The following is a 16,613-nucleotide window of genomic DNA, read 5'->3' on the forward strand; positions in this document are numbered from 1 at the left end:
CATAGGCAGGTATCGATTCCGGCCGGGAGCGCCAAGCTCCCGGCCCCAGCAAACAAAGGTTGAATCATGAGTGAAAAACGATTGGCGGGCCGTGTAGCGCTGGTCTTTGGCGCGGGCTCGGTCGGCGAAGGCTGGGGCAACGGCAAGGCCGCGGCCGTTGCCTATGCACGCGAAGGCGCAAAAGTCATTGCCATCGACCTCGACAAAAAGGCGGCCGACGCAACTCGCGACATCATTCTGTCGGAAGGGGGGCACTGCGACGCCTACGCCGCCAACGCCACGAATTCGGAGCACATAGCCAACATTGTTGCCGAAACGCTGAGCAAGCACGGCCGTATCGATATACTGCACAACAACGTCGGCATGGCAAAAATGGGCAGCGTCACCGACCTGAGCGAATCCGACTGGGATCTCGCGCTGGCCGTGAACCTGAAAAGCGCTTTCCTGACCTGCAAGCACGTGTTGCCGGCCATGCTTGCGCAAAAAAGCGGCTGCATCATCAATATATCGAGCCTGGCCGCCATTCGATACACCGGCTACCCTTATCCCGCCTATTACGCGGCCAAAGGAGGCCTGAATCAACTGACCGTCGGCCTGGCGCTGCAATATGCCGCCGCGGGCATACGTGTCAATGCCATCATGCCCGGGTATATCGATACCCCGCTCATCTACAAAGACATCTCTGGCCAATACGAAAGCAAAGAGGCCATGGTGGCCGCGCGCAATGCCCTCTGCCCCATGGGACGCATGGGCACGGGCTGGGATATCGCCAAGGCAGCCGTATTCCTGGCGTCGGACGATGCGAACTACATCACCGGCGTTTGCCTGCCTGTGGACGGCGGTGTGCATATGGCGACGGCTTAAGGTATTTTTGGTTCGAGTGGTTTTGCGGGATTCGATGTTTTGGTCGCTTTGGTATTTACGGTTTGGTATTTGAAGACGCCGTCTATCGGGGCTTGGGGTCAGGGCCGGCACGGCGTGCTTGATCCGGATCTACCTCGTCCAGGCGGGCGTCGGGCCAAACTCGCTACGCCGCTGGCGCGGCTACGCTCAAACATGGCCCGCCGAAAGCCCCCGCCTTCCCTACGGTAGCATCCGGCGCACGCCTTACGCCGGCCCTGACCCCAAGCCCCGATAGACGGCTCACATTGCGGCACGCCTGGAATGAACTTGCCGGCATCAATGTATACCTCGATGCATGACCTCACCGTTTCTCTCGGCGCACGACCCCAATGCCTTTTTCTATGCATTTCCTCAACGCAAGCCGCAGGGTGGGCGGTGCTGTGCAGTCCGGCGGTAGTCCAGCGCCGGGGGCTGACGAAGGGAAGGCGGGGGCTTTCGGCGGGCGCTGTCTGAGCCCGGCCTCGCGAGGCCGGGCGAGTTCGCCCGACGCCCGCCTGGACGAGGCAGACCCGGGCAGTCGGGGTGCGTAGCACCTCGACCGCTGGACGTGCCGGACTGCACAGCACCGCCCACCCTGCGGCGTCTTTATAGAAATAAAATCGCTCCAGCCAAAACAGTCCGGCCCAGCAAACGCCCTATTTGAACGCCGTTTCGATAAAACTGCGCAGCTTGCGCGAATGCAGCCGTTCGCGCGGCATTTCCCGCAGCAGCTCGAGCGCCCGTATGCCGATGTGCAAATGCTGGCCGACTTGCGTCCGATAGAAATCGCTGGCCATGCCAGGCAGTTTCAGCTCGCCATGCAGGGGTTTGTCGGACACGCACAGCAAAGTGCCATAGGGCACGCGAAACCGGAAACCGTTGGCGGCAATCGTGGCGGATTCCATATCCAGCGCAATAGCGCGCGACATGGAAAAACGCTGCACCAGTTCGCGGTGTTCCCGCAACTCCCAGTTGCGATTATCGATGGTCGCGACCGTGCCGGTACGCATGATTTTTTTCAGCTCCCAACCCGACAAGCCAGCCACCTCCGCCACCGCCTGCTCCAGCGCAATCTGGATTTCGGCCAAAGGCGGCACGGGCACCCAATTGGGCAAATCGGCATCCAGCACGTGGTCTTCGCGCACATAGCCATGCGCCAGCACATAATCGCCCAGGCGCTGCGTCGTACGCAGGCCGGCGCAGTGGCCCAGCATCAGCCACGCCGAAGGGCGCAAGACCGCCACGTGGTCGGTAATGGTCTTGGCATTCGAGGGGCCGATCCCGATATTGATCAGGGTAATGCCGGTATGGTTCTCGCGCACCAGGTGATACGAAGGCATTTGCGGCAGGCGCGCCGGAGCCTGGCCGCTGCGTTCGGCGTCAGGGCCGCTGCGTGTCGTGACGTTTCCCGGTTCGACCAGAGCGGTATAGCCGCCCTCGCCCTGCACCAGTATTTCGCGCGCCCACTGGCAAAATTCGTCCACGTAAAACTGATAGTTGGTAAACAGCACAAAATTCTGAAAATGCGTGGGTGCCGTAGCCGTATAGTGCTGCAATCGATGCAGCGAATAATCGATCCGCGGCGCCGTGAACGGGGCCAGAGGCGCGGGTTCGCCATGCCTGGCCTGCCAGGTTCCGTTGACGATGGCGTCGTCGGTCACCGCCAGATTGGGCACATCGAAATGGTCGCGCAGCGAATCGCCCAGCGTGTCGGAATACACGCCTTCCACATACTGCCCGTCCGAAAAAGCGAAATGCAATGGAATCGGCAGGTTCGACTCGCCGATCTCGAGCTGCACCCCGTGATTCTTGAGCAATAGGCCGAACTGTTCTTTCAGGTAGTCGAAATACAGGACCGGCTGCGTGATAGTGGTCATGTAGGCGCCGGGCTCCACCACATGCCCATACGACAGCCGGCTGTCAACGCCCTGATACGTATGCACCTTGATTCGCACAGCCGGGTAATAGGCCCGCACTCGTTGCGCCTTGGAAAAACGGCCCGCGGCATAGTCCTGGAATGCATCGCGTATGAAGGCCGTATTGCGGGCGTAGATTTCCACCAGGCGTTCGACCGCGGCCTGGGCATCCGAAAAACCCGTGAACGGAATCAGTTCAGGCAAGATGGGAGGGCTATCGAAACTCGAAGAATCAAACATGCAGATCCGCTCAAAATTTTGAATGATAAAAACGCCCTGTGACAGGCATACGAGACATGCACTCACTTTACCCCAACTGAAAAACAAAAGTGGCATGCGCTGGCCTATTTCCGGCCTTTCGACTCTGGATCTTCCGAAAATCGCTACACTTCCAATTTCCGTATTTTCGGCTTTGCATCGCATCCAGATCCGGAACCACTCACACCCATTCACGCGCCGCGCCCGCTTCCGGCTTGAGGAATTGAATTGAATCTCGTGGTGAACGCGGTCCTGCCGCTATTCGGCCTGATCGCAATAGGCTATCTATGCGCCCGCAAGCGCCTGCTGGGGCCGGGCGCCGTCGACAGCCTGAACAAATTCGTGGTTTGGCTGGCGCTTCCGGCGCTGCTGTTTCAGGCAATGGCGCAAATCACTTGGGATCAACTCGATCATCCCGGCTATTTCTGGGGCTTCACGCTGGGCATCGCCATCGTGTTTGCGGTTTCGTACCTGCTCGACAAGAAGCGTTCCGGGCGCCTGGCCGATGCCAGCCTCGAGGGCCTGGCTGCCTCGTACTCAAATGCCGGCTTCATGGGCATCCCGCTATGCCTGATGGTATTTGGCGAGGCCAGCCTGCCCGCCGCCATTATCGCGGCCATACTGACCGCCTGCGCCCTGTTTGCGTTTTCCATTGTGCTGATTGAAATCGATCTGCAAGGGTCGCGCAGCCTGAAGCGGACCTGCCGCAAAGTTGCAAGCTCCGTGCTGCGCAATCCGCTGGTGGTTGCGCCGGCGGCCGGCCTGTTCTTCCCCGCCACGCACCTGTCCCTGCCCGGCCCCTTGCTGCAATTCACCACTTTGCTGGGAGCGGCGGCCAGCCCCTGCGCGCTGGTCACAATAGGGCTGTTCCTGGCTCAGTCCCAGCCGGCCGAACACCGCGGTGCCGTGTGGCGCATTGTTACGCTCAAAATGTTCCTGCATCCCCTGGTCACCGCCGTGCTGGTGTACGGGGTGTTCGACATGCCTGCGCTGTGGGCGAACACCGCCGTGCTGCTCAGCGCCTTGCCCATAGGTACCGGCCCCTTTATGCTGGCCAAGCTCTACGAGCGCGAGCCCGCCGTGACCTCGCAGGCCATCCTGATCTCGACGATTCTGTCGGTCTTGACTATTTCATTGCTGGTCGGCGTTTTCACGCCCGGCAGTTGACGCCTGCGTCACGGTCGCAGGCCGTGGCCAGCCAGTTTGCGGAAAATCTTTACCAAGCTTGACTGGCGCGCAGCCGCAAATTGCGGCACACTTCAAGCTGGACGCCTGGCCTGTATCGTACCGACGGCGCTCATTGCAATGCCCGCAGCTTTCGTTTTTTCATCACGCAAAGGAGACACCATGTCCGGCTGGTTCGAATTACACAAAGCAAAAGATGGCCAATTCTATTTCTCGCTCAAGGCAGGCAATGCCCAGATTATTCTGTCCAGCGAAATGTATACCGCCAAGGCTTCTGCCGAAAACGGCATCGCATCCGTGCAAAAAAACTGCGCCGACGCCGCGCACTACTCCAAAGCCATAGCCACCAACGGGAAATTCTATTTCACCTTGAAGGCCGCCAACCACCAGGTCATAGGAAACAGCCAAATGTATGCCGATGAAGCATCGCGCGACAATGGCATCGCCTCGTGCCAGGCTAATGGCATCAGCAGGGAAGTCAAAGACCTGTCCGCCTGACCCAATACCGGGGTCGATCATGCCGGGCACCTGCGCCCGGCATCAGATCTTGCCGACTTTCCCCGCATACAGTACCGCTCCCGTGGGCTGACCGGTCGGAGACCCTCCTGTCGGCTCCAGACTGATTGCCAGCGTCACATCGGGGCTGAGGCGGGACTGCTTCAAGACAATCACTGTACTGGCTTGCGCGCCGATCAATCCCAGCGGCGCGGGTTTCTGATCTTTGGCAATCAGCCACAATTGCAAGCTATGCCCGGCTTGCAGCGCCGTGAAATTCAGCGGCGTCAGAACGAGTTGCCCAGTACGGGCATCGAAACTGGCAACCACTTGCCCTGCAGAACCTTCCTGGGTGCTTGCCAGCACCGCAACTGGCAAGGGTGCCGTGTCTGCCCCGTTCGGCACGAGAAAACGCGGCCATAACAACGCCGCAACCAGGCTGGCCGCCAGTGCAAAGCTGACAAGCTGCCACCGGCGATGCCCGGGAACATGATGACGAAAATCGCGGATCAAGCCCTGCTGCGGAGGCAGGCGCGATTGAATAGTGCGCCATACACGTGCCGGAGGATCGACCGGCGCATCGCCGGCATCCAGCGCGGTCAGGATATCCTGCCATTGACGCACTTCGGCTGACAATGCGGGATCCCGCTCCATCAGAGCCTCGAAGCGGCGCCGGGCAGCACCTCGCAAGGTACCCAGAACGTACTCGCCTGCCAATATATTATCGTTACGCGCGCGCTCGTTCATAAGCCCAGGCACCCTTTCAATTGTCTCAAACCGCGACGTATCCAGCTTTTGGTGGTCCCCAGTGGGTGTTCGAGTTTTTTGGAAATCTCGTCATGCGACAAGCCATGGTAGTACGCCAACACAATACTTTGTCGCTGTTCGGCCGAAAGCTGGCCCAGGCAGTCGCCCAGACGACCAGCGGCGTCGGCCTGCTCCAGATGTTCCAGCGGATTCTTGCCAGGATCGGGAAGCTGGTTCAGCGCCACATCGTCGAGTTCGTCCCAGCGGTTATCCGCGCCGCGCAGCCAATCGATGGCCCGATTGCGCACAATATGCGTCAGCCAGGTTAGCGGTGAGCTGCTGGAAGCGTCGTAGCTGGCGGCCTTGTTCCATACCGTTATAAAACTGTCTTGCAAAACTTCTTCGGCCCACACGGGGCGTTTCAACAAACGCAGGGCAAGCGCATACAGACGCGGCGACAGGCCTTTATAAAGCGCCTCAAAGGCCCGTCGGTCGCCCTGCGATACCGCATTCAACAAATTCCGATATTCATCGTCGGAGAGTCCCGCCATCTGCCACGTTGCCTTTACGATTCGACTGGCCTTGCCGGAAAAGCCCGACAAGGCCAACCGGCAGACGCACTATTTGGGAAGCAGCACTTTATCGACGACATCTATAACGCCATTCTTTTGCATCACGTCGTAGGTACTGATGTTGGCGACACCGCCGGACGAGTCCTTTACCTGGACATTCCGCGGCCCATTCATCATAAAAGTCAGCGAACCACCCGATGCTGTTTTCAGCATGGCCTTGCCACCGCCTTTCTTGATCAGTCTTTCAAGATCACCCTTTGTATATTTGCCCGGAACCACGTGATAAGTCAACACCTTTGCCAACTGATTTTTGTTTTCCGGCTTCATCAGGGTTTCCACCGTGCCTGCAGGCAAGCCATTGAAAGCGGCATTGGTGGGAGCAAATACAGTAAAGGGCCCTTTGCTCTCCAGAGTATCCACGAGGCCCGCCGCTTTCACCGCCGCAACCAGTGTGGTGTGGTCTTTGGAATTGACGGCATTTTCGACAATATTCTTTTGCGGGAACATGGCGGCGCCCCCCACATCGACCGTTGCCGCGCCCGCCGCACCGGCCGCAAGGATCGACGCGAGCATTACCGATTGAATAGCTGTTTTCATCATTATTCCTTTCAAGTGTATGTGCAGGATTGCCCTACATACACATATACGAAAGAAATGCAGATACGGATGCAGCAGATCGAAAAATTGTTCAGGTCAGCTGATCAATGAATGCGGCCATAGAGACATCGAGTTGCGTCACACCCTTGGCATCGTGCGTCGTGAGAGTAATACCCACCCGGTTGTACACATTCGACCATTCAGGGTGATGATCGAGTTTTTCCGCCTGCAAAGCAATGCGCGTCATGAACCCGAATGCTTCGCTAAAGTTCTTGAACACAAAAGTTTTGTGTATGGCGTCGCGCGACTCCACTGCGGACCATCCGTCCAGCAACATCAACGCGGCGGGTGCGCCTATCAATTGGGGCTGCGTTCTCATGATGCACTCCTTGTGTCTGACCAGACATGGCCTCGCTAACCCAGCGGCCATGTCTATGGTACTTTAAATAGCGCTTCTTTTTAGCTTAAGTATAGTTGCGCTATATGACAGGAACATGCAAGCGGATTATTTTCCGCCCCAGGCCGCGATGGCTGCGCGTTCGCCATCCGTCATTTTCGTCATGTTGGCCAGGGGCATATATTTGCTGGCCACGACCTGCTTGATCTGCGCCTCGTGCAACTGCACTTCTTCCGCAGTATCGAACATGATGCCCGCGGGCGCTGAAGGAAAGCCGGCCTGGGTTGGCTTGGCCGAGTGGCATTCGACGCAGCGCGCCTGCACAATGGCCCGTACCTGCTCCAGGCCGGCACCCTCGGGCGCCGCCGCCTTGCCTTGCACGGAAGCCGTGGCGTGTTCCTGCACCGGAAGCGCCGGTGCAGGCGCGGCCAGCCAGCCTGCGGCCAGCAACAGCACGATTCCCGCAAGCGGATAGGCAAGCTGGTTCTTGCCCATGTGGCGCAGCACGAAATACTGGCGAATCACGGCTCCGGCAAAAATGAACAGGCTCATGACGACCCAGGCGTACGGGCCGGTAAAGGTGAACGAGTAATGATTGCTCAGCATCAGGAACACGACCGGCAGCGTAAAGTAGGTGTTGTGCACCGACCGCTGCTTGCCGCGTTTTCCATCCAGCGGATCGGGGGCCCGGCCCGCCTTCAGGGCATTGACCATGCGCCGCTGCCCGGGAATGATCCAGAACAGGACATTGGCCGACATGCAGGTCGCCATGAGCGCCCCGGTGATCAGGAAAGCGGCGCGGCCGGGAAAGATTTGCGTAGTCAGGTACGCCACGGCGACCATCATCGCGCCCACCGCCAGGCTAAGCAACCCGTCGCGCTCCATATTCGGGCTCACGCGGCGGCACAACTGGGAGTAGATGATATAGCCCACCACCAGAAAGGCGATGGCCAGCAGACTGGCCTGCAAGCCGTTTAGGGAAGCCGCCCAGGCCCAGGGACTGGCCGGATTGACCAGATAGAAAGCCGGCTTGAGCAAATACAGGATGGTGAACAGGCCGAAACCCGACAACCAGGTGGTATAGGCCTTCCAGAACGACCAGTGCAGGTCTTCAGGCAATTCGGCGGGATTGGTCAGGTATTTCTGGTTATGGTAGAAGCCGCCGCCATGCACGGCCCACATTTCGCCAAATACGCCCAGTTTCTTGCTGTGCTCGCCGCGCGGCGCATGCAGGCTGTTGTCCAGCATGACGAAATAGATGGATTCGCCGATCCAGGCAATGGCGGCAATAACATGCAGCCAGCGCAACAGCAAATTACCGAATTCAAGTGCAAAAGCTTCCATGGGTATTCTCTTGATGCATTGGGGCTTGGGGCCGGCACAGCGGCCGATTCAACTGCCGCGGTAAGTGGACCAGGCCCAGGGAGTGACCAGCAGCGGAACATGGTAGTTTTCGGCCGCATTGGCCACACCAAAGCGCAGGACGACCTGGTCCACAAAGCGAGGTTCGGGAACAGGCGTGCCTTTGCCCGCAAAATAATCGCCCGCATGGAAAACCAATTCATAGACGCCCTGTTGCAGGCTTGCGCCCTGCAGCAGGAATTCGCAACGGCCATCGGCATCGGTGGCGGCTTGCTTGAGCAGCGTCCGATCGGCCTCGCGGATGCGGTACAGATCGATGCGTACGCCTTGCGCCGGCACACCATGCATGGTGTCCAGCACATGGGTCGAGAGCTTTCCCATGTATGTCTCCGATTAATCGTTTCAATAGCCTGGCCGTTTTTCCCGATTGAAACACAGGCCTGGATTTGCGCGGCAACGGTGAGATTGAATGTGTTTCTGACCGATCACCAATAATTGTTAACAATTTATGTTGACGATTCTCTTCCAGTCCACAATAATTGTCAATACGTGAACTCAAGAAATTTTCCTCATGCTCCATCTGAACCCGCATCGCGATGTTTCAACCGATCTTGCCGCGCCTCCGGCCTCGTCCCTGCGCGGGCCGCAAGGCAGCGGCGCGCGATCCGAGATCGACCGCGTCTATGACGATATTTTCGATGCCGTCATGGACCGCCGCCTGCTGCCCGGCGCCAAGCTGACAGAAGCGGCGCTATGCACGGTGTTCGCCTGCTCGCGCGCCACGGTGCGCACGGCGCTGTCGCAACTGGCCCACGACAAGATCGTTGTCATCGAGCCCAACCGCGGCGCCTTTGTGTGGCAACCCAGCACCAAAGAAACGCAAGACGTATTCGAAATGCGCCGCGCGCTGGAATGCATGACCATCGACATGCTGCTGGCGCTACCCGACGTCCGGGCGCGCCTTGCGCCTCTCTACGATATGGTGGACCGGGAACGCAAGGCGTTCGAAGGCGGGGACCGCATCAGCTGGATCCGCTTGTCCAATGCCTTCCATGTCGAGATGGCGCATCTCCTGGGCAATCAGGTGCTGACCGAAATGCTGCACAGCCTGTGCGCGCGCACCTCGCTCATCATTGCCTACTACGACACGCCGGGTGAAAGCGCATGCTCGTATTTCGAACACCAGGACATACTCGACAAGCTTGCCCGCCACGATGGCGAGGCCGCCAAGGCGGCCATGCACCATCACCTTGAAGATTGCGAACATCGCATGAACGAACCTGAAAAAGGGCCGGTCGACCCTTGGTCCGCGTTCAGCGTCAAACGTTGATTTTTGGAATCCCGACAATGCAGCAAGAAAACTACCCTCGCGATCTGATCGGCTACGGCCGCAATCCGCTTCAGGCCAACTGGCCCGGCAAGGCACGCATCGCCGTCCAGTTCGTGCTGAATTATGAAGAGGGGGGAGAGAATTGCGTGCTTCACGGCGATCCGGCTTCGGAGCAGTTCCTGTCTGAAATCATAGGCGCCGACGCCTATCCGGCACGCCACCTTTCCATGGAATCCATTTACGAATACGGCTCGCGTGCCGGCGTATGGCGCATATTGCGCGAATTCGAAAGGCGCGGCCTGCCCTTGACCATCTTCGCAGTCGGCATGGCGCTTGAACGCAACCCCGAAGTGGCGCGGGCGTTTGTCGAGCTGGGCCACGAGGTCGCCTGCCACGGATATCGCTGGATCCATTATCAGTCGGTCGAGGAAAGCATCGAACGGGAACACATGCGGCGCTGCGTCGAAGTCGTCTCGACCCTGCTGGGGCGCCATCCCGAAGGCTGGTATACCGGCCGCGACAGTCCCAATACGCGCCGCCTCGTCATGGAAGAAGGCGGCTTCCTGTATGACTCGGACTACTACGGCGACGACCTGCCCTTCTGGACGCGGGTTGAAATGAAAGACAATACGAAAAAGCCCCAGCTCATCGTGCCTTACACGCTGGACACCAACGACATGCGTTTTGCGTCGCCCCAGGGCTTCAACAGCGGCGAACAGTTCTTCAACTACCTGAAAGATGCGTTCAGCGTGCTGTATGCCGAAGGAGACATTGCGCCCAAAATGATGTCTGTGGGCCTGCATTGCAGGCTGACGGGCCGGCCTGGCCGCTTTGCCGCCCTGCAACGTTTCCTCGATTATGTACAGCAGCACGATCGCGTCTGGATCCCCACCCGCGCCGCCATCGCGCGCCACTGGATCGAACGCCATCCCTGGAACGAAAGCGAACATTCCTGACACCCTCTGTTCCCGCAAGCCGCGGCTGTTTGCCGCGCATACCTTGCACCCCCGCATCTGGAGCAAATAAAATGGCTACGCCCAATCTTCCCGCCGGTACGATCGTGAATGCGCCGTTTGTCGAACCACCTGCGTTCGCCACCCGTTATGCCAACCTGGCCTCGGCCGATTTCGGCGCCAAGACACTGTCGTGTTCCGACGAGTTTTTCGCGGCTGCCGATCGCATGCTGCAATCCTCCGAGCCGGTATTCATCGTGGGCAAGTTCGACGATCACGGAAAGTGGATGGACGGCTGGGAAACCCGCCGCCGGCGCAACGGCGGCCACGACTCCGCCGTTATCCGCCTGGGCCTGCCGGGCGCCGTCAAAGGCCTGGACATCGACACCAGCCACTTTACCGGCAACTTTCCCCCGGCCGCTTCCGTGCAGGCCTGCCACAGCAAAGGCGACCCCGATGCCGGCACGCAATGGACCGAAATCGTCGCCGCGCGATCATTGTCCGGCGACTCGCACCATTTCATTGAAATCGTCGGCGACGACCGCGTCTGGACTCATCTGCGGCTGAACATGCTGCCCGACGGCGGCATCGCGCGCCTGCGGGTATATGGGCAGGCCGCCTGCGACTGGAATGCCAAAGACGCCAGCGCCTTGTATGAAGTCTCGGCGCTGGAAAACGGCGGGCGCATTGCCGCCTACAACAATGCCCATTTCGGCGCGCCCTTCCGCCTGATCATGCCGGGCCGCGGCATAAACATGGGAGACGGCTGGGAAACCCGCCGCCGGCGCGAACCGGGTTCGGACTGGTGCCTGATCGAATTGGGTCATGCCGCCATCGTGGAAAAGATCGAAATCGATACCGCGCATTTCAAGGGCAACTACCCGGATCGGGTCTCCATCCAGGCCGCTCGCGTCGCCGAATCGACCGATGAATCCCTGGTCACCCAGGCCATGTTCTGGCCCGAGCTGCTTGGCGAGCAGAAAATGGAAATGGACAAGCAACATTTCTTCGACGGCGCGCAGATCGGCCGCATTGGCCCGGTCACGCACGTGCGCATCAATATGTTTCCCGATGGCGGCATCAGCCGCGTACGCATCTGGGGCCGGCTGGCCGGGAACTGAGCCAGGCAGCCAGAGCCCCTGTTATCAGGAGTTTCGGGCCGGCCTGTCCTCACGCTGATGCAGTTTGCGGCCGGCCGCATAGCTTGCGGCAACGGCGCGATCGTCGCCCAGCATGGCCAGGGCGAACAGCAATTCTTCAAGTGATTCCGAAGCGGCGGTCCGGCGCGCCAGCAATGGCGTGGCCTGCGGATCCAGGACAATGAAGTCGGCCTCCGCGCCGGCGGCCAGGGTACCGATCTGCCCGCCCAGATCGAGGGATTGCGCGGCGCCTTCCGTGGCGAGGTAGAACATGGTCGTGGCGCTTAAATGATAGCCCGACAACCTCGCCACCTTGTGCGCTTCGTTCATGGTCTGCAGCATCGAAAACGACGAGCCGCCGCCAACGTCGGTGGCCAGGGAAACCGGCTGGCCGGTGGCCTGGGCGGCAGCGAAATCAAACAGGCCGCTGCCCAGGAATTGGTTCGATGTAGGGCAATGCGCCGCCAGGGCTCCCGTTTCATGCATGCGGCGCCGATCTACATCGTCGAGCCAGATGCAATGCCCGTAGACGGAACGGCGGCGCAGCAAGCCAAAATGATCGTAGACATCAAGATAGCTGCGATGGCCCGGAAACAGCTCGCCAACCCACTTTACCTCGGCCTGATTTTCCGCCACATGGCTTTGAATGAACACATCGCTGTAGCGTTGCGCAAGCTCGCCGCACACCGCCAGTTGCGCTTCGCTGGAGGTAGGGGCAAAGCGCGGCGCAAGGGCATACATCTGGCGGCCCTTGCCATGCCAGCGCTGAATCAGCGTCTCGCTGTCGCGCGCCCCCGATTCGGCGGTATCGCGAAGAAACTCGGGGCAGTTCCGGTCCATCATGACCTTGCCGGCCGCCATGCGCAGATTGCGCGCATGGCTTTCGGTGAAAAAGGCCTCAGCCGACCCAGCATGGACCGTGCAATACACCAGCGCGGTCGTCGTACCGCAGCGCTGCAGCTCATCGAGGAAAAAACGCGCCACCTCGGCCGCATAATCGGGGTTCTCGAAACGCCGCTCGGTGGGGAAAGTGTATTTCTCCAGCCAGGGAAGCAAACCCGGCGCCGGCGAGGCGATCATATCGGTCTGCGGATAATGGATGTGCGTATCGATAAAGCCCGGGACGATCAGCTTGCCGCGCCAATCCACCACCGGCACGTCGGCGCCCAGGGAGGGCGCCAACTGACGATAATCGCCGACTTGCGCAATGCGCCCGCCTTCGACGACCAACAGGCCATCGGACAGCCACACCGTCGAGCCGTCCTCGGGCGTATCGCCGGGCCGAGCCCTGAAATACAACAATTGGGCGCGATAGGCGCATGGCTTTTCAGGGATGGCTGTATCGCCGGCTTGGTGAGTCGGGCTCATAAATTCATTCTATGGTGGCATCCTGTCGGGATGGGATCGTTCGAATTTGCCGGACCAAGGCATCGAGATGACTTGCCGGCGTCGTTTCCTGCTGTTCATGCACGCGCAACAACTGCGCGGCGACCGCAATGGCGATCACCTCGGGCCTCTTGTCCGCCAGGCCTTCCACGCCTATCGGACAGATCATTTGCGCAAGACGCTCGGCGGGAACGCCGCGCTCTTGCAGACGGCGTTCGAACTTGCGCCGCTTGGTGCGCGAACCGATAAGGCCAAAATAGGCAAAATCGCGACGCAGGAATATATGCTGACACAAATGCTGGTCGAGCGCATGGCTATGCGTCATGACCAGGAAATAGCTGCGCGGCGGAGCCTGGGCAATAAGGACCTCGGGCGTATCCGTGGCTTCAATCGAGACATTGGCAGGCAGTACCGAAGGGAATTGCGCGTCGCGCTCGTCAACCCAGCTTACCGTGCACGGCAGCGTTGCAAGTATTCGCACCAGCGCCTGCCCTACATGGCCCGCGCCAAACAGCACAATGTGAAAATCGGGCGGGGCTATGATCTCGCTGAAGCCGCTGCGCCCCTGTTCATGCCATAGAAGGCATGCTTCACGCGGCGAGCCGGGCATGGCATTTGCATTGGCTTTCGGATCGCCCAGCACCACAGGGCCGGCATCGGTGAGCATCACAGTGCGCGTACAGGCCTGGCCAGCCTGTACGCGTTGCGCCAGAGTCGACACCCATTCCAGATCGGAGGGCACCAACCGTTCGAACACCAGCGTGGCCGCGCCGCCGCAGCACTGCCCCAGGCTCGGGCCCAGCGACAGTCGTTCGACATGGCGAACGTGGCCGACCGATTCACTCCGCAGCATTTCCCGGGCAATTTCGGCAGCCCGCCACTCCAGATGCCCACCCCCTATGGTTTGCCACTGCTGCCGATCCGTCACCAGCAGCTTGGCGCCGGCCTCGCGCGGCGTAGAGCCTTCCGCCCTGGCAATCGTCACCAGTACGACCGGCACGCCGGACGCCAGGAGGCGCTGGGTTTCGGTAATCCAGTCATGCATCAGCTCGCATCCCGTCCGGACAGTTCCATGATCGCGTTGAGTATGGCCTCCGGTGTAGCGGGTGCATTAAGCACCGGCTCGTCGCGATAATCGCCTAGGCTGGCCACCGCATCGCGAATGGCATTGAATACGCTGAACGGCAGCAGCAGCGGCGGTTCGCCCACCGCCTTGGAGCGGTGGATGGTGTCCTTGACATTGCGATTGTCGAACAGCTTGACCCTGAAATCGGCGGGACAGTCGCTGACGGCTGGAATCTTGTAGGTGGACGGAGCATGAGTCGTCAGCCGGCCGTCCTGGTTCCAGCACAGCTCTTCGGTCGTCAGCCAGCCCATGCCCTGGATGAACGCCCCTTCGACCTGGCCGATATCGATGGCCGGATTGATGGACTGGCCGACATCGTGCAACAAATCGGCGCGCAGCAATTTCCATTCGCCGGTCAGGGTGTCGACCAGCACTTCCGATACGGCCGCGCCATAGGCGAAGTAATAAAAGGGCTTGCCCGACATCGTCTGCTTGTCCCAGCGTATTCCCGGCGTGGCGTAAAAGCCTTCCGACCACAGCTGTACCTGCGACCAGTAAGCGGCGTCCACGACCTCCGGAAAAGGAAGCCGATGGCCGTTGACCAACACGACATTGTCGGCGAACACGATGGATTCGGCCGACCCGCCCCAACGCTTGGCCGCAAACTTCGCCAGGCGCCGGCGAATCTTCAGGGCGGCATCCTGCGCCGCCTTGCCGTTCAGGTCGGAGCCTGTCGAAGCCGCCGTCGCCGAGGTATTGGCAATTTTGCTGGTATCGGTGGCCGTGACGCGAACATGGTGAAGATCGATCCCCAACTCCATGGCTGTCACTTGCGCAACCTTGGTATTGAGCCCCTGCCCCATTTCGGTGCCGCCATGATTCACCAGGACCGAACCGTCCCGATATACATGGACCAGGGCCCCGGCCTGGTTGAAGGCCGGCACATTGAAGGAGATGCCGAATTTGACCGGCGTAAGCGCCAGGCCCTTCTTGAGTATTGCACTGGACCGGTTGAAGGCGTGCACTTCTTTGCGGCGAGCCCGATAGTCGCTGCTGGCCTCGAGTTCATCGACCAGCGGGTCCAGGATATTGTCGACCACCAGCTGTCCGTAGGGAGTCGTGTTGCGCTCGCCGATTCCGTAGAAATTGACTCGCCGTATATCGAGCGCATCACGCCCCAGCTTGCGGCCTATCATATCCATGAGGACTTCCATCATCAGCGCCCCCTGGGGGCCGCCGAAGCCGCGGAACGCCGTATTCGACTGGGTATTGGTTTTGCCGCACATCGCGGCGATTTCAACGTCCGGCACATAATAGGCATTGTCGAAATGACAGACCGCGCGCGTCGCCACGGCCTCGGACAGATCGGCCGAAAAGCCGGCGCGCAATGTCATGTCGAGCTTTACGCCCAGAATCCGTCCCGCATCGTCAAAACCGGCTTCATATTCGTAATAAAACCCATGCCGCTTGCCGGTGATCAGGAAGTCGTCATCGCGATCCAGGCGCAGCTTGACGGGACGATTCAGGCGCGTTGCGCAAATCGCCGAGACGCAGGCAAACAGCGCCGACTGTGACTCCTTGCCGCCAAAGCCGCCACCCATGCGGCGGCATTCGACCAGGACCTGATGCGAATGCCAGCCCAGGGCATGCGCGATAAGCGCCTGCATTTCACTGGGATGCTGGGTCGAGCACCAGACATGCACGCCATGCCCTTCCTTGGGCACGGCATAAGAGATCTGCCCTTCCAGATAGAACTGTTCCTGGCCATTGCATTCGAACGTCCCGGCTACCCGGTGCGGCGCCGCGGCAATCGCCGCGGCGGGATCGCCGCGCTGCAGGCGCATGGGAGGAAGCACCGCGGCCTGCTCGGCCTTGGCTTGTTGCGGTGTAAGAACCGCAGGCCGGTCCTCGTACTGTATGACCGCCATGCGCGCCGCACGCCGGGCGGCATCATGGCTTTCAGCCACCACGGCGAATACGGGCTGGCCTATGTACTGCACCAACTGATCGGCCAGCAGCGGATCATCGTGAAGCACCGGGCCGCAGTTGTTTTCGCCGGGAATATCGTCGGCCGTCAGTATCGCCACGACGCCTGGGGCTTTGCGCACCGGATCCAGATCGATGGAGACGATGCGCGCATGCGCCTTTTGCGAAAGCCCCAATGCGCAGTGCAAGGTGCCTTGCAGTTCGGGAATATCGTCGGTATACGTCGCTTCGCCGCTGACATGCAGGGCGGCCGACTCATGCGGAGGGGATATGCCGGTTTTTTTACCCGCAACGGCCTGTTCCGGGATGCCCATGAAGGCTTCGACCTGAGTGTTCATGCTG

At 60.1% G+C, this 16,613-nt stretch carries 16 protein-coding genes; 6 read left to right on the plus strand and 10 right to left on the minus strand.

Annotation, left to right across the window (positions count from 1 at the left end):
• Positions 1 to 66 precede the first annotated feature (66 nt).
• Complete coding sequence (locus LSG25_RS15405; protein ID WP_232741787.1) at positions 67 to 864, plus strand: SDR family NAD(P)-dependent oxidoreductase; 798 nt, start codon at positions 67 to 69, stop codon at positions 862 to 864.
• 674 nt (positions 865 to 1,538) lie between these two features.
• On the opposite strand, the gene LSG25_RS15410 is transcribed toward LSG25_RS15405, so the two are convergent.
• Positions 1,539 to 3,038, minus strand: coding sequence for an AMP nucleosidase (locus LSG25_RS15410; RefSeq protein ID WP_232741788.1), 1,500 nt, complete (start codon positions 3,036 to 3,038; stop codon positions 1,539 to 1,541).
• Positions 3,039 to 3,284: 246 nt separating this feature from the next.
• Between LSG25_RS15410 and LSG25_RS15415 the strand changes: the two genes are divergently transcribed.
• Both LSG25_RS15415 and LSG25_RS15420 read left to right on the plus strand, forming a co-directional pair.
• Positions 3,285 to 4,223, plus strand: a complete 939-nt coding sequence (locus LSG25_RS15415) for an AEC family transporter (RefSeq protein ID WP_232741789.1) — start codon at positions 3,285 to 3,287, stop codon at positions 4,221 to 4,223.
• A 180-nt stretch (positions 4,224 to 4,403) separates the two neighbouring features.
• A complete protein-coding gene (locus LSG25_RS15420; protein ID WP_232741790.1) occupies positions 4,404 to 4,739 on the plus strand; it encodes a YegP family protein in 336 nt (111 codons plus the stop codon).
• A gap of 42 nt (positions 4,740 to 4,781) precedes the next feature.
• On the opposite strand, the gene LSG25_RS15425 is transcribed toward LSG25_RS15420, so the two are convergent.
• The 6 genes from LSG25_RS15425 to uraH all read right to left on the minus strand — a co-directional run bounded on the left by LSG25_RS15425 (position 4,782) and on the right by uraH (position 8,792).
• Positions 4,782 to 5,483 (minus strand): anti-sigma factor domain-containing protein, encoded by a 702-nt coding sequence (locus LSG25_RS15425; RefSeq protein WP_232741791.1) that lies wholly within the window; start codon positions 5,481 to 5,483, stop codon positions 4,782 to 4,784.
• A complete protein-coding gene (locus LSG25_RS15430; RefSeq protein ID WP_232741792.1) occupies positions 5,480 to 6,034 on the minus strand; it encodes a sigma-70 family RNA polymerase sigma factor in 555 nt (184 codons plus the stop codon). Before LSG25_RS15430 ends, LSG25_RS15425 begins: the two co-directional genes overlap by 4 nt.
• A 69-nt stretch (positions 6,035 to 6,103) precedes the next feature.
• A complete protein-coding gene (locus LSG25_RS15435; protein ID WP_232744718.1) occupies positions 6,104 to 6,652 on the minus strand; it encodes a fasciclin domain-containing protein in 549 nt (182 codons plus the stop codon).
• A gap of 91 nt (positions 6,653 to 6,743) precedes the next feature.
• Positions 6,744 to 7,031 (minus strand): 4a-hydroxytetrahydrobiopterin dehydratase, encoded by a 288-nt coding sequence (locus LSG25_RS15440; protein WP_232741793.1) that lies wholly within the window; start codon positions 7,029 to 7,031, stop codon positions 6,744 to 6,746.
• Positions 7,032 to 7,157: 126 nt separating this feature from the next.
• The gene (locus LSG25_RS15445; protein ID WP_232741794.1) at positions 7,158 to 8,393 is read right to left on the minus strand and encodes a urate hydroxylase PuuD; all 1,236 of its coding nucleotides are present in this window, start codon (positions 8,391 to 8,393) and stop codon (positions 7,158 to 7,160) included.
• A gap of 48 nt (positions 8,394 to 8,441) precedes the next feature.
• The gene (gene uraH / locus LSG25_RS15450; protein ID WP_232741795.1) at positions 8,442 to 8,792 is read right to left on the minus strand and encodes a hydroxyisourate hydrolase; all 351 of its coding nucleotides are present in this window, start codon (positions 8,790 to 8,792) and stop codon (positions 8,442 to 8,444) included.
• Positions 8,793 to 8,982: 190 nt separating this feature from the next.
• Between uraH and LSG25_RS15455 the strand changes: the two genes are divergently transcribed.
• The 3 genes from LSG25_RS15455 (at position 8,983) to alc (ending at position 11,815) form a co-directional block, all read left to right on the plus strand.
• The gene (locus tag LSG25_RS15455; protein ID WP_232741796.1) at positions 8,983 to 9,741 is read left to right on the plus strand and encodes a GntR family transcriptional regulator; all 759 of its coding nucleotides are present in this window, start codon (positions 8,983 to 8,985) and stop codon (positions 9,739 to 9,741) included.
• A gap of 17 nt (positions 9,742 to 9,758) precedes the next feature.
• Positions 9,759 to 10,697, plus strand: coding sequence for an allantoinase PuuE (gene puuE, locus LSG25_RS15460; protein WP_232741797.1), 939 nt, complete (start codon positions 9,759 to 9,761; stop codon positions 10,695 to 10,697).
• Positions 10,698 to 10,801: 104 nt separating this feature from the next.
• A complete protein-coding gene (gene alc, locus LSG25_RS15465) occupies positions 10,802 to 11,815 on the plus strand; it encodes an allantoicase (protein WP_232744719.1) in 1,014 nt (337 codons plus the stop codon).
• 24 nt (positions 11,816 to 11,839) lie between these two features.
• On the opposite strand, the gene guaD is transcribed toward alc, so the two are convergent.
• The 3 genes from guaD to xdhB are packed head-to-tail and all read right to left on the minus strand — an operon-like array spanning position 11,840 to position 16,609.
• Entirely contained in the window at positions 11,840 to 13,201 is a 1,362-nt protein-coding gene (gene guaD, locus LSG25_RS15470) for a guanine deaminase (RefSeq protein ID WP_232741798.1), read from the minus strand.
• A 4-nt stretch (positions 13,202 to 13,205) separates the two neighbouring features.
• Positions 13,206 to 14,264, minus strand: a complete 1,059-nt coding sequence (xdhC, locus tag LSG25_RS15475) for a xanthine dehydrogenase accessory protein XdhC (protein WP_232741799.1) — start codon at positions 14,262 to 14,264, stop codon at positions 13,206 to 13,208.
• Complete coding sequence (xdhB, locus tag LSG25_RS15480) at positions 14,264 to 16,609, minus strand: xanthine dehydrogenase molybdopterin binding subunit (protein WP_232741800.1); 2,346 nt, start codon at positions 16,607 to 16,609, stop codon at positions 14,264 to 14,266. The genes xdhC and xdhB overlap by 1 nt, the downstream gene beginning before the upstream one ends.
• Between the last annotated feature and the right edge of the window lie 4 nt (positions 16,610 to 16,613).

Source organism: Paralcaligenes sp. KSB-10 (assembly GCF_021266465.1).
In the GTDB taxonomy this organism is placed as follows: Bacteria; Pseudomonadota; Gammaproteobacteria; order Burkholderiales; family Burkholderiaceae_B.

Excerpts from the sequence above, each read along its gene's own strand:
- LSG25_RS15405 (WP_232741787.1), top strand. The coding sequence starts at position 67 with ATGAGTGAAAAACGATTGGCGGGCCGTGTAGCGCTGGTCTTTGGCGCG.
- LSG25_RS15410 (WP_232741788.1), bottom strand. The coding sequence starts at position 3,038 with ATGTTTGATTCTTCGAGTTTCGATAGCCCTCCCATCTTGCCTGAACTG.
- LSG25_RS15420 (WP_232741790.1), top strand. The coding sequence starts at position 4,404 with ATGTCCGGCTGGTTCGAATTACACAAAGCAAAAGATGGCCAATTCTAT.
- LSG25_RS15425 (WP_232741791.1), bottom strand. The coding sequence starts at position 5,483 with ATGAACGAGCGCGCGCGTAACGATAATATATTGGCAGGCGAGTACGTT.
- LSG25_RS15430 (WP_232741792.1), bottom strand. The coding sequence starts at position 6,034 with ATGGCGGGACTCTCCGACGATGAATATCGGAATTTGTTGAATGCGGTA.
- LSG25_RS15435 (WP_232744718.1), bottom strand. The coding sequence starts at position 6,652 with ATGAAAACAGCTATTCAATCGGTAATGCTCGCGTCGATCCTTGCGGCC.
- LSG25_RS15440 (WP_232741793.1), bottom strand. The coding sequence starts at position 7,031 with ATGAGAACGCAGCCCCAATTGATAGGCGCACCCGCCGCGTTGATGTTG.
- LSG25_RS15445 (WP_232741794.1), bottom strand. The coding sequence starts at position 8,393 with ATGGAAGCTTTTGCACTTGAATTCGGTAATTTGCTGTTGCGCTGGCTG.
- uraH (WP_232741795.1), bottom strand. The coding sequence starts at position 8,792 with ATGGGAAAGCTCTCGACCCATGTGCTGGACACCATGCATGGTGTGCCG.
- LSG25_RS15455 (WP_232741796.1), top strand. The coding sequence starts at position 8,983 with ATGCTCCATCTGAACCCGCATCGCGATGTTTCAACCGATCTTGCCGCG.
- puuE (WP_232741797.1), top strand. The coding sequence starts at position 9,759 with ATGCAGCAAGAAAACTACCCTCGCGATCTGATCGGCTACGGCCGCAAT.
- guaD (WP_232741798.1), bottom strand. The coding sequence starts at position 13,201 with ATGAGCCCGACTCACCAAGCCGGCGATACAGCCATCCCTGAAAAGCCA.
- xdhC (WP_232741799.1), bottom strand. The coding sequence starts at position 14,264 with ATGCATGACTGGATTACCGAAACCCAGCGCCTCCTGGCGTCCGGCGTG.
- xdhB (WP_232741800.1), bottom strand. The coding sequence starts at position 16,609 with ATGAACACTCAGGTCGAAGCCTTCATGGGCATCCCGGAACAGGCCGTT.